7 protein-coding genes are annotated in these 12,572 nt (G+C 57.2%); 3 read left to right on the forward strand and 4 right to left on the reverse strand.

Annotated features, from left to right (window positions below; genetic code table 11):
• Positions 1 to 35 precede the first annotated feature (35 nt).
• Genes VCA57_RS21255 through dibA form a run of 4 tightly spaced genes read right to left on the reverse strand, consistent with a single transcriptional unit; the run spans position 36 to position 8,283 of the window.
• Positions 36 to 1,688: a diguanylate cyclase gene (locus tag VCA57_RS21255; protein ID WP_411187360.1), complete on the reverse strand. Its 1,653-nt coding sequence runs from the start codon at positions 1,686 to 1,688 to the stop codon at positions 36 to 38.
• Positions 1,681 to 2,067, reverse strand: a complete 387-nt coding sequence (locus VCA57_RS21260; protein WP_411187362.1) for a response regulator — start codon at positions 2,065 to 2,067, stop codon at positions 1,681 to 1,683. The genes VCA57_RS21255 and VCA57_RS21260 overlap by 8 nt, the downstream gene beginning before the upstream one ends.
• A complete protein-coding gene (locus VCA57_RS21265) occupies positions 2,060 to 5,959 on the reverse strand; it encodes a PAS domain S-box protein (protein WP_411187364.1) in 3,900 nt (1,299 codons plus the stop codon). Before VCA57_RS21265 ends, VCA57_RS21260 begins: the two co-directional genes overlap by 8 nt.
• A 32-nt stretch (positions 5,960 to 5,991) precedes the next feature.
• Positions 5,992 to 8,283: a phosphodiesterase DibA gene (dibA, locus tag VCA57_RS21270; RefSeq protein WP_411187366.1), complete on the reverse strand. Its 2,292-nt coding sequence runs from the start codon at positions 8,281 to 8,283 to the stop codon at positions 5,992 to 5,994.
• Positions 8,284 to 8,448: 165 nt separating this feature from the next.
• Here dibA and desA point away from each other — a divergent pair, with 165 nt between their 5' ends.
• The 3 genes from desA (at position 8,449) to VCA57_RS21285 (ending at position 12,520) form a co-directional block, all read left to right on the forward strand.
• Positions 8,449 to 9,636: a delta-9 fatty acid desaturase DesA gene (gene desA, locus VCA57_RS21275; protein ID WP_411187369.1), complete on the forward strand. Its 1,188-nt coding sequence runs from the start codon at positions 8,449 to 8,451 to the stop codon at positions 9,634 to 9,636.
• 162 nt (positions 9,637 to 9,798) lie between these two features.
• Positions 9,799 to 10,770 (forward strand): GGDEF domain-containing protein, encoded by a 972-nt coding sequence (locus tag VCA57_RS21280; protein WP_411187371.1) that lies wholly within the window; start codon positions 9,799 to 9,801, stop codon positions 10,768 to 10,770.
• A 448-nt stretch (positions 10,771 to 11,218) separates the two neighbouring features.
• The gene (locus tag VCA57_RS21285; RefSeq protein WP_411187373.1) at positions 11,219 to 12,520 is read left to right on the forward strand and encodes an OprD family porin; all 1,302 of its coding nucleotides are present in this window, start codon (positions 11,219 to 11,221) and stop codon (positions 12,518 to 12,520) included.
• Positions 12,521 to 12,572: the final 52 nt, after the last annotated feature.

The raw sequence follows: 12,572 nt of genomic DNA on the forward strand, positions 1-12,572 counted from the left end.
TGAAGGCGGCGCTGGCAAAGTCTGCAGTGCTTTATTTACTGCACCCGGTTGCGCCCGCTGTGTTTGGCGGCATAGAGCGCGCGGTCGGCTTTATCGAGCAACTCGTCGGCGGCCTTGGGGACGTCTTCGGTGGAGGCGATGCCGGCACTCAGGGTGACGACGAACTGCTGGCCGCTGGCGATAAATTGCAGCTCGGCAAAGCGTTGGCGGATTTCATCAAGAATCAGGCGCGCCTGTTTCGCCGAGCAATCGGGCAGCACCACAAGAAATTCCTCGCCACCATAGCGGCCCAGGCTGTCGATGCGCCTCAGGCGCTGGCGCAACAGGTTGGCCAGGGCGCGGATGACGTTGTCGCCTGCCGCATGGCCATAGTTATCGTTAACCTTCTTGAAAAAGTCGATATCCAGCATGGCGACGCTGGCCGGCTTGCCAGTGCGCAAGGCGCGCTCCAGTTCCACGGCGACCTGTTCCTTGATATCGGCGTGCTTGAGCAAGCCGGTCAGGCTGTCGCGCGACAGGGCATTACTCAGCAGGCGGGCGCGTTGGGCGCGGGAGAATATGGCGGCGACCAGGGCGTTGTCGGAGATCGGTTTGGTGACAAAGTCGTCGCCGGCCTTGATCAGGGCATTCATCTGCCGGGTGATATCGGTTTCTGCTGACAGGTAGATAATCGGCACGCGCAGCCAGTCATCGTTCATGCGGATGATCTGTGCCAGTTCCGGGCCGGTACAACCGGGCATGCTGACATCCAGCAACACCACCTCTGGGTTGAAACTGCGCATGCACGCAAAGATCTCGGCCGGCTCGTAGAGCATCTCTACCAGCATGTTGGCCTCACGCAGAATCAGGCTGAAGCGACTGGCCAACTCGCGATCGTCGTCGATGATCAGCACTCGGTAAGGTTCGCCCTGTTGTTGGGTGAAGCAGCGATCCAGGCGATTCTCTAATTGCGGAATATCTACTGGCTTAGTGAAGAACCCCATGGCACCGACACGCACGGCCTGCAAGTGGGTGGCGAAGTCGTCCTGGCTGGTAATCACCAGCAGTGGCAGCGGTTCGTCTAGCCGTTGTTGCAGATTGGCGGCATATTCCAGGCCGGTGAGGTGTTCGTCGGGAAGGTTGACGTCGACAATCAACGCGTCAGGCAGCTGTTGTTGCAGGGCCGCATCTAGGTCAACGATGCGGCTGAAGTGTTTGGCTTGATAGCCGAAGTTGTTTAGCGTCAGGCGCATGTTCTCGCCAATCGCGAGTTGGTCCTCGAGGATGTAGATGCGCCGCGCGGTACTGCTTGGCTTTGGGCTGCGCCTCGTTCGGCTGGTCGGTAATTGACGGTGCTCAGCCTGGAAGTGCTGGCTGGCCAGTTGTTGCAGGCTGTGGCTGAAGTCCTGCAGGCTTTGCTGCTCCTTTTGCAGGGTTTCCAGCCACAGGTCGGCTTCTTGCTCCAGTTCGCGGGCACGTTGGCCGAGGCTGCTGAAACCGAAGGTGCCGGCGGCTCCGGCCAGTTTGTGTAGTTGGTCGCGCAGGGTTTGCAGGTACTGCAACTGTTTCTGCGGATCGCTGGTGTGTAACAGCTGTTCGGCGTTGCGGCCCAGGGCCGGCAGTTCTTCCTGCAGGCGCAAGGTGAAGGCGCTGCTGAGTTGTTGCAGGTGCTCTTGCAGTTTGTCCGTGGGCGGCTTGTTTTTACTCATGCGCCTGACTCCAGATAGCGCGTACCTGTGCGGCCAGTTGTAGCGGATCGAAGGGTTTGATGATCACATCACGGGCACCAAGGCTGCGGTAATGGGCGATTTCTGCCGGCTGCACCTTGGCGGTCATAAAGGCTACGGGCACCTGATTGATATCAATCAGGCGGGCCATACGCGCCAGGGTTTGTGGGCCGTCCATATCCGGCATCATCACATCCAGCAGAATAAAGTCTGGAGCAAAGCCCTGCAGTTGATCCAGGGCGTCCTGGCCCGAGGCGCAGCTAAGGACTTGAAAGCCGCCGACGGCCTCTAAGGCCAGCTTGGCGACGGCCTGGATTGAGGGGTCGTCTTCCACGTGCAGGATGCGCTGTAATTCAGGCATGCCGGTTGTCCTCGGGAACTCTATCGGTTTCAGATGCGACGTCTTTGGTCAGGGTAGTCAGTTCAAACCAGAAAGTCGCGCCGTGTCCGGGTTGCGAGTCGAAACCGATCTTGCCGCCCATACGCTCAATGATTTCTTTACTGATGGCCAGGCCCAGACCAGTACCACCTTTTTGTCGGGTGTCGGTGGCATCGGCCTGGGAAAATTTGCTGAAGATCCGCGCCTGGAAGTTCTCGGGCACGCCAGCGCCGTGGTCGCGAACGCTGACGCGCACGCGTGAGCCCTGCTGCTCGATGCGCACCTCCACAGCCTGTCCGTGGGGTGAGAACTTCGCTGCATTGGACAGCAGGTTGGCCATAACCTGAGCCAGGCGCAACCGGTCTACGCGTACTACGGCCTGGGTCGCCGGACCTTGTAGCTGGAGGGTTACCTGAAGGCGCGTGGCATAGGGCTGGTTTTCTTTGATGGCCTGTTCCAGCAGCGGTTGCAGTGGCTGATCCTCTAGCTCGAAGAGCATCTTGCCGGCGACCAGCTTTTCCATGTCGAGTAGGTCATTGATCAGCAGGTTGAGGCGCTGGCTGTTGTTCTGGGCGATCTGCAGCATTTGCTGCATGTTGGCCGGCACGCTGCCCAGCACACCGCCATTGATCAGGCCCAGAGCACCGGCGATGGCGGTCAGCGGGGTGCGCAACTCATGGCTGACGGTGGACACGAATTCGTTCTTCATCCGCTCAATGCGTTTGCGCTCCTCGATATCGCGGATCACCGCAATAAAGCGTCGTTCTCCCTGGTGGCTGATTTGCGAGATGGCCAGCGATATGGTGAAAACCTCGCCGTTATTGCGCATAGCGGCCAGTTCAATCTCTTTGCCGAGCATCTTGTGGATAGCAGTTTTCAGGAAGTGGCTGAGGTAGCGGGCGCGTGTTGAGCGCTGTGGCTCTGGTAGCAGTAGGGTGAAGCGGTGTCCGGAAATCTCTAGGTGACTGTAACCAAAGATGCGTTCGGCGGCATGGTTGAAGGTTTCGATATAGCCCTGCTGATCGAAGGTGATGATTGCATCGAACACGTTGTCGAGCAGCGCACGCAGGTAATCTTCACGCTCGCGGATGGCCATTTCTGCGGCAATGCGTTCATTAAAGTCCTGGATCTGTACGACGAAGTGCACAGGGTTATCGTCATTGTCCCGCACCAGGGATACGCTCAGGAGCACCCAGATAATTCGCCCCTGACTGTCCAAATAGCGCTTTTCCATTTGGTAGTTGCTGACTTCTCCGGCCAGCAGCTCCTCGATATGTAGCAGGTCGGTATCCAGGTCATCGGGGTGAGTAAGTTGCTGGAAATTGCTGTTCAGCAGCTGTTCGCGACTGTAGCCGAGCATCTCGCAGAGTACTTCGTTGACCTCCAGCCACTGCCCTTGCAGAGACACCAGCGCCATGCCTTGAGGCGCGGTGCTGAAGGCGCTGCTGAACCGTTGCTGGCTGAGTCGCAGTTGGTCTTCGATCGCCTTGCGGTCGCTGATGTCCCAGATAAACCCGGAAATCCACTGCAGTTGACCCTGGCTGTTGTATTCGCCGCGGCCCTTTTCTCGCACCCAGACACTGTGGCCATCAGCGTGCAGTAGGCGATAGGTCAGCTCGAAGGATTTCTGCTGTTCGATGGCCGCCACCGCGCGGTAGGTAATTGGTAGGTCGTCGGGGTGTACCACGCTAGAGAAGCTGCGTACGCGGCTGTTAATAAAGTCAGAGGCTGGGTAGCCACTGAGCACCTGAATTTCCTCGCTGAGGTAGCTCATGGACCAATCGGCATCGTTGTGACAGCGGTACACCGCTCCGGGTAGGTTGGCCACTAAACCGCGGAAGCGGCTTTCACTTTTTTGCAGGGCTCGGGTGGTTTGGTGCAGGTCGCTAATGTCACTGGCGATACCGAGGTAGCCGTTGATAACACCCTCGGCATTGCGCATGGGACTGACGGTGAGGTTGACGATACGGTGCTCGCCACTCTTGCATCGATAGGTCCACTGGCGGGTTTCCGATCCACCTTTGGCTGGGATGCACGTGAATACCTCAAAGCCTTTGACTTCATGCCCCTCCTGGCGGCTTAACTGCTGGCCGCGAGCTTGTATCTCCTCGCTCAGATGGAACAACGCCGGGCTGGACTGGCCGATTACCTCTGCGCTGCGATAACCCAGCAGGCGCTCGGCACCTGAGTTGAAAAGAGTGATCAAGCCTTGAGGGCTGCAGGTGATGATGGTTACCCCGGTCGCGGAGTCGAGTACTGCCTGTAGGTCGCGTCGCGCCGCGCGGGATTGTTCTTCATGCTGCAGTTTTTCCAGGGTTGCACCTATCCAGCGGGCAAACAGTCGCAGAAACGCTTCGTCGGCGTCATCGAAGGGTTTGCTGCGCGCTTCGCTGGAGGCGAAGCACAGGGTGCCGAAGCACTGCCCTGCAACCCAGATACGGGTGCCGATATAGCTTTCCAAGGCAAACAATGGGTAGCAGGGGTGCGCGGCATGTTGGCTCTCGCCCATGGCGGCAATGGCCAGCACATCGTCGCTGCGCAAGACAATGCTGCAGTAGGTATCACCCAGCGCAAAACACTGGCCATCCTGCAGGCTGCCAGGTGGTGAAACCTGTGCGATTACGCGGTAGGTGTCTGCTTCAATCTGGCTAATGATACCGATCGGCATGCCATAGAATTTCTCACCCAGCGTCAGGGCCTGCCGCAGTTGTTGCTGAGCGCTCAGCTTGGGCAGTGCGGTAATTTCGTTGAGCATGCGCAGGGCCGCTTGTTGGCGCTGCATGTGTTGCTGGGCCTGCAGCTGGGCGTGATGCTGGCGCATCAGTATCTGGCTGTTATGGCGGGTGACTTTTAGTAGCACTAACAGTAGGGCTTCAGCTGCAAGCCAGGCCAGCAGCCATTGAACCAGCAGCCAGTGTCTGTCGTGCTGGTAGTGGATGTAGAGGTCACTGATGTCGTACCACGTCAGGGCAACGATGGCTGGCTCGGTTACCTCAACTGCGGTTTGGTAGTTGGGCAGCACAAACTGGTTAAGTAGATAGGTCTGCGCCTGATCCTGCAGCAGGCTGAGGTTGTCGCCGGCTTCGGGGGGCGGTAGCAGGTGCTGGGCTTGCCAGCGTTGAACCTGTGGGCGGGAAAAGCCTTCTAGGTGCCAAGTGGGGTGCGCGCTTGTGTTACTGCTACCGAGTCGTGGTGAGCGGCCCAGCAGCAGGGCAACCCCAGCACCCAGTTCCTGATCCAGGAGCCGCAGGTTATTCGCCATGTCCAAACTGATTTCCAGTGCCCCGACGTTAGCCTGATCCGCGTTGCCTTCGGCCTGTAGTGGGGTGATGGCGCGTACGACTAGTCCGTCATCGACAACACCCAGGCCTGCTTGGCCGGATACATTCTGTAAAACGTCAAACAGCATGCCGCGTTGAGCGTCAGGGGTGTCACCAAACCATTCTGGTTGATGTACGCGCAGCAACACCTTGGCATTACCGGCCAGGTGCAGGGTAAGGTTGAACGGATGGCTGGATTGCAGCGTGCGCCAACGCGGCTGCAGATGGTTTAACAGTTGCCTACGGATATTCTGCAGCGTCTGCGCTGCTGTTGCGCTGTTCTTATCCAGTGCGTAGGCCTGATGGACGAGGTCTAGCAGGCGCTCATCAGCGGCGAGCGTTCGCGCGAGCAGATGAGCCTGATTGGCCAGATTGAGATTCGCGCTGCTCAAGGCTTGTCGCTGCAGTTCGTGTTGCTTGCTGATCTGCAACTGCCAAAGGCTTTCACGCTCACTCAGGGCACCTCCGCCGAGCCAGGCAAAGAGTATCGTCAGGCCGAGGCTGCCGAGCGCTGCGATCCAGCGCATGGTTGAGGGTTTTACGTCTGTGTGCATCAGATGGCCCCAAGGTGCATCACGCCGATGCACTAGTCATGTGCTGAGTCGTTTTGCTGCGCCAATAGCTCGGCAAGTTGGGCGGCCGGTTGCGGTCGGCCGAAATAGTAGCCTTGGCCATGGTCGCAGCCTAGCTGATTGAGCAGTTCGAGCTGTTCAAACTGCTCAATCCCCTCGGCCAGTACCTTCATGCCCATGCTGTGGCCAAGGGCGATCACCGCGCGGGTTATTGCGATATCGTCCTGGTCATGGGGCAGGCCGCTGACAAAGCTTTGGTCGAGTTTGAGTTTGTGTACTGGCAGGCGTTTTAGCCGCGCCAGGGAGCTGTAACCGGTGCCAAAGTCATCGATGGCCAGACGCACGCCCAAGGCGCGTACGCGCTCAAGTAGGGCCAGCGCCGCGTCAGGGTTGTCCATGATGGCGCTTTCGGTTACTTCCAGCTCCAGGCAGGCGGGATCAAGGCCGGTATCGCGCAGTACGTCGGCTACCCGCAGGTCGAGCTCGTCGCGGCTGAACAGCCGGCTGGAGACATTGACCGCAACGAATTGCAGAGTAAGTCCAGCATTACGCCAGGACACCATTTGTCGGCAACTTTGTTGCAAAACCCAGGCATCGATGGCCCCGATCAGCCCGGTTTCTTCGGCGACTGGGATAAATTCCCCGGGTGGTACCAGGCCGCGTTGTGGGTGCTGCCAGCGCACCAGGGCCTCTACGCCGATCAATTTACGATTATGTAGGCACAGCAGCGGTTGGTAATAAACGCGTAGTTCTTGGTGGTCCAAAGCGTGACGCAGGGCGCTGGCCAGTTCCACACGTTGATGAGCGTGCTCGGTCAGTTCTTCGCTGTAGAAAGCGTAGCTTTCACGGCCACTGCTCTTGGCCTTGAATAATGCCGAGTCAGCATTGCGCAGTACCTGGGCGACATCCTCGGCGTCGCTAGGGTAAAGGCAGATGCCGATACTGGCCGTTATGAACAGCTCATGGTCGCTTATGATAAATGCGTGGGTCAGGCAGCGTTGCAGGCGCTGGGCCATGACCGCTGCTTGTTCAGCGTTGCGGCACTGCTCGTAGAGCAAGCCGAACTCATCCCCACCTAAGCGGGCCAGGGTCATACGTTTGCTGAGTTGTTCGCTGAGGCGATCGCTTACCGCCTTGAGAAGCAGGTCGCCGATGTTATGACCAAGGCTCTCATTGATGTGCTTGAAGTGGTCGAGGTCAATCAGCAGGACGGCACCGTTTTTCTGCTCGGTTTTGTCGTGCTCCAGCGCGCGAGCGACGCGTTCAGTAAACAGCAAGCGATTGGGCAGGTTACTCAGCGGGTCGTGGTGGGCCAGGTAGTCCAGTTCGCGCTGTGATCGCTTGAGGGCGCTAATGTCAGAGAACACTGCGACGAAGTGACTGATCTCACCCTGCTCGTCGTGGATTGCTCGAATGCATTGCCATTGCGGGTAAATCTCCCCGTTCTTGCGCCGGTTCCATACTTCACCGCTCCATGCCCCGTGGTTTTGTAAGGACGCCCACAAGTTTTCGTAGAATAGTTTGTCGTGGCGACCGGACTTCAGCAGGTTGGGGGACTGGCCAAGGATTTCTTCCTGGCTGTAACCGGTGATGCGGCTAAAGGCTGGGTTGCAGTGCACGATATGTTGCTGCGCATCGGTTACCAGCACACCTTCCTGGGTGGCATCGAACACGGCTGCCGCCTGGCGTAGGCTTTCTTCATCCCGGCGCTGCCGGGTGATATCGCTGGCGGTGCCAATCAGTCGTTGAGCCTGGCCGTATTCATCAAGTAGCAAGCGACCGCGAAATTGGATCCAGCGGTAGCTGTCATCGTCATGGCGCAGGCGATAGTTGACCTCATAAGGCGCTAGGCTGCCTGCTGCTAGGCGTTTTTGCAGGTTGCTTTGGAAGGTGTCACGGTCGTTTGGGTGCAGGCGCAGCAGCCATTGTTGTTGGTCGGTGCCGAGGGCTTCGCAGGTGATGCCGAGCAGGGCAGCGTAGCCGGGGGAAAAATACAGCTGCTGGGTTTGCAGGTTCCAGTCCCACATTCCGACCTGAGCAGCTTCCAGAGCCTGGTGTAGACGCCTCTCGCTGCGCTGCAAGGCGTGTTGTCCACGCTCGTACTGGCGCTGATACATTCTCAGGATTGCATACAGCAGGCTACCGGTAATGAGGACAAAAGCCATGCCTTTGAACAGCTGAGCGCGCTCTAATTGCTCAAGCGTCAGACCTATTGCGGTCAATTGGCTATCGCTGAACAGTACCCAGAGGCCGGCTGCCAGAACATAGCTGAAGGTCAGGCGCCAGGCGCGGTATGGAGCAGTCATAGGCAGCGCAACAGTCCTTTATTTGTGCCCAGCAGTATAGATGCGGACAAGGGGCAATATTCTTATGCAAAAGGCCAACTGTTTTTCTGATCCTAGTCAGGGATAATAACCGCAGATATGCGCTAAATATCAGCTAGGTCTTCCTTTGCACGAGGCACGCGACCCATGTGGTACAACGGTTTTTTAGACTTGTCGATCTGGCAACTGATCGCAGTCACCCTGCTAATGACGCATGTGACCATCGTCAGCGTCACGGTTTATCTGCACCGCTACTCCGCGCATCGTGCGCTGGAACTGCATCCGGCGCTGAAACACTTCTTCCGTTTCTGGCTATGGCTGACCACGGCGCAAAATACCCGCGAGTGGACGGCCATTCACCGTAAGCACCACGCCAAGTGTGAAACCGTCGATGACCCGCACAGCCCGGTGATAAAAGGCTTGAGCACGGTGTTGCGCACAGGTGCCGAGCTTTACCGTGAGGAAGCGAAGAATCAGGAAACCCTGCGTATTTATGGCAAGAACTGCCCGGAAGACTGGATCGAGCGTAATGTCTACTCGCGTTTCCCAGTGGGCGGTATCGCCATTATGGCCGTTATCGACCTGGCCCTATTTGGTGTGCTCGGCATGACCGTTTGGGCGATCCAGATGATGTGGATTCCGGTCTGGGCTGCCGGGGTGATCAATGGTCTGGGCCATGCCGTGGGTTATCGCAACTTTGAATGCCGCGATGCGGCGACCAACCTGGTGCCCTGGGGCATTCTTATCGGCGGCGAAGAGCTGCATAACAATCACCACACCTACCCGAACTCGGCCAAGCTCTCTGTGCGTAAGTGGGAGTTCGATATGGGCTGGTTCTGGATCAAGCTGTTTAGCCTGTTCGGCCTGGCCCAGGTACAGCGTGTAGCGCCGATTGCTCATCGCGTAGAAGGCAAGCGCAGCATGGATATGGACACCGCCATGGCCATTCTTAACAACCGTTTTCAGATCATGGCGCAGTACCGCAAACTGGTCATCGCGCCGCTGGTGCAGCAGGAACTGGCCAAGGCCGATGCCTCTGTACGGCATCATTTCCACCGCGCTAAGCGCTTGCTGTCGCGTGAAACCAGCCTGCTCGATGAAGGTCATCAGATCCGTATCCAGCGCATGCTGGAGCAGAGTCAGTCGCTCAAGGTTATCTATGAAAAGCGTCTGGCCTTGCAGCACATCTGGGTAAAAACCAGTGCCAATGGCCATGACATGCTTGAAGCCATCAAGCAGTGGATTCATGAGGCTGAGGCTAGCGGTATTCAGTCGCTGCGAGAGTTCGCCGAACAGCTAAAAACCTACTCGCTGCGGCCAGTGGTTGCCGTTTAGCGACGTGCTTTTGTTGTTACTTAAACCCGCCAATCGGCGGGTTTTTTATGGCCGTAATTTAGGCGCAGATCACGTTATTGATGCGCGAGGCGGGGAGTTGCGCCCCAACTTCTGCTAGTTGCCGCTGTCTTTATTGGGTAGCTAAACACAGTGGCGGTATCTATGGATGAAGTAAGCAGGCAGCAGCTTGAGCAGGAGGAATTGACCCTGGCCCTGCTGCATGCGCGCGCGGAGGTCGCACGTTTGCAGGAGCGCGAGCAACTGTTCAGCACGTTGCTGGGCAGCGTGAATGCAGCGCTCTGGGCGTTTGATTGGAATGCTCAGCAGATCATCTACGTCAGCCCAGCCTATGAGCGGATATTCGGCCGCTCCACCGGGTTGCTGTTGGCAGGCTATGAGGAGTGGCGTAACAGCATCTATCCCGATGACGTGGATTACGCCGCCGAGAGCCTGGCCCAAGTGCTGGAAACTGGCGCTGTCGAGGCGCGCGAGTACCGCATCATCCGCACTGACGGTCAGGTGCGTTGGCTCAGTGACAAGTGTTTTGTCAGCCGCGAAAGCGCTCCGGGAAAGCCGCACATAATCGTCGGGATCGCTGAGGATATTACCGAGAAGAAACTACTTGAAGGCGAGCTGCATCGTTTGGCCACCACGGATGTGCTGACCCAGATCAGCAACCGTCGGCATTTTTTCGAGTGTGCCCAGCGTGAGTTCGAGCTGGCCCGTGAGTACGGCAGCCCGTTAGCCTTTTTGCTAATTGACCTCGATGACTTTAAACAGATTAATGATCGTTATGGCCACCAGGTCGGCGATCAAGTGTTGCAGCGTCTGGCGTACTGCGGTGCGACCACCTTGCGTCGTGGTGACCTATTCGGTCGCATCGGTGGTGAGGAGTTCGCCGCGTTATTTCCACGTTGTGAGCCCGATCAGGCGGAGAAAATTGCTGAGCGTTTACAGCGAGAAGTGCGGCGTTTGAGCTTTAATCACGAGGATGCGGCTTTCGCTGTGACCCTTAGTCAGGGTCTGACAAGCCTGCGGCCTGAGGATGGCAATTTGGACGCTCTGTATGTGCGCGCCGATGCCGCGATGTACCGGGCGAAACGCCAGGGTAAGAATCGGGTTGTGATCGATTGATAAGCGCTGGCGGTAACCCGCCTTTTTGATTTGCCGATCAGCAGGAATCCGCTTATTGCATCTTTGTGTAGAATTTATGAATGTTATTATTGCTCGCTAAAGCCCCGAGATAGAAAGCTCGCCAGCATGTCCGCAGTTATTGGCACAGTATCTGCCTACGGGTCTATTTATAACGACTAGGATGTCGACCCAAAATAACAATGAAGAGAACAATGCTATGACCCATACATGCCCGTTGATTTGTTCTTATTCCCCAGCATGCGCGGACTGCCTTCACGCGCCCACCTGATTTTGCTTATTGCACGACCGGCCAATGACTGCGGCGGTATCCGCCTGCGCGCTGTCTGGCTCGGCAGTAAGCTTCCTGAATTCGGTGCGCGCCTGTCCCTTGATTACAAGAAGTCGTACCGCGCCGATGTGCAACTCACACACAACTGGAGAAATCATAATGAGAAAGACCTCCCTGGCCCTAGCTGTTACTGCCAGCACCCTAGGCCTGTCGCTGAGCCAAGTGGCCCATGCTGACCTTATTGGCGACACTAAAGCCACCATCGAAGCGCGTAACTTCTATTTCAACCGTGATTTCCGTCAGGGCCATACCGAAGGTCCTGCTCTGACGCAATCCAAGCAGGATGAGTGGGCGCAGGGCTTTATTCTGCGTATGAACTCCGGTTTCACTGAGGGCACTGTGGGCTTCGGCGCCGATGCTATTGGTATGTTTGGTTTTAAGCTTGACTCCGGTGATGGTACCGCTGGCAGTGGTCTGCTGGTTCCTGATAAGTCTTCCGGTGGTTCGCAGGACAACTATTCAGACCTGGCCGTGGCGGCCAAGGTGAAGGTTTCCAACAGCACCCTGCGCGTCGGTCAAATGCAGTTCAAGAACGCTGCCATTGCTTCTAGCGACGGTCGCCTGTTGCCGCAGGTGTTTGAGGCCGGGCATCTGGTTTCTCAGGAAATCGACGGTCTGATGCTTGAGGCGGCGCATGTACGTGAGGTCAATAATCGCAACTCTAATGACTACGAAGATATCTCTATCGCCAACAGCTACAACAGTACGCGTGGCACCGTAGGCACCCGCGGTATTCGCTTGAGCGGTGGTGCTACCACCGATTCGTTTGATTTTATTGGCGGTACCTACAAAGTTACCAAAGAGCTGACGGCCGGCTACTACTACTCCAACTTGGACGAGTTGTATAAGCAGCATTCCTTCAACGCTGTGCATGTTATGCCGCTGGGCGACAAGCAAAGCCTGAAGACTGACCTGCGTTATGCGCGTTCCACTGATGATGGTAACCGCAGTAACGTCGATAACACGGCCATCGGCGCTATGGTTACCTACGGCCTTGATGGCCACGCTTTCGGTCTGGGTTACCAGAAGATGAGCGGTGACACTGGTTTCGCCTATATCAACGGTACTGACCCGTTCCTGGTCAACTATGTACAGATCGGCGATTTCGCCAATAAGGACGAGAAGTCCTACCAGGCACGCTACGACTTCAACTTCGCCTCTATCGGCATTCCGGGTCTGACCTTTATGACCCGCTACCTGACCGGCGATAACGTCGATCGCGGTCGCAATGCTTCCGAAGGCAAGGAGTGGGAGCGCGACAGCGAGTTGATGTACGTGTTCCAAGAAGGCGCGTTGAAAAACCTGGGCGTGCGCTGGCGCAACGCGACTGTGCGTTCGAACTTCGCCAACGACATCGACGAAAACCGTCTGATCGTCAGCTACACCCTGCCGCTGCTTTGATTGCGGTGGTGACAGGCTGAGCTGTTGCATCCAGCTCAATCTGAGCAAAACA

Source organism: Pseudomonas sp. (assembly GCF_046581935.1).
GTDB lineage: Bacteria > Pseudomonadota > Gammaproteobacteria > Pseudomonadales > Pseudomonadaceae > Aquipseudomonas.

Coding starts and splice junctions, on each gene's coding strand:
- VCA57_RS21255 (WP_411187360.1), bottom strand. CDS start 1,688: ATGAGTAAAAACAAGCCGCCCACGGACAAACTGCAAGAGCACCTGCAA.
- VCA57_RS21260 (WP_411187362.1), bottom strand. CDS start 2,067: ATGCCTGAATTACAGCGCATCCTGCACGTGGAAGACGACCCCTCAATC.
- VCA57_RS21265 (WP_411187364.1), bottom strand. CDS start 5,959: ATGCACACAGACGTAAAACCCTCAACCATGCGCTGGATCGCAGCGCTC.
- dibA (WP_411187366.1), bottom strand. CDS start 8,283: ATGACTGCTCCATACCGCGCCTGGCGCCTGACCTTCAGCTATGTTCTG.
- desA (WP_411187369.1), top strand. CDS start 8,449: ATGTGGTACAACGGTTTTTTAGACTTGTCGATCTGGCAACTGATCGCA.
- VCA57_RS21280 (WP_411187371.1), top strand. CDS start 9,799: ATGGATGAAGTAAGCAGGCAGCAGCTTGAGCAGGAGGAATTGACCCTG.
- VCA57_RS21285 (WP_411187373.1), top strand. CDS start 11,219: ATGAGAAAGACCTCCCTGGCCCTAGCTGTTACTGCCAGCACCCTAGGC.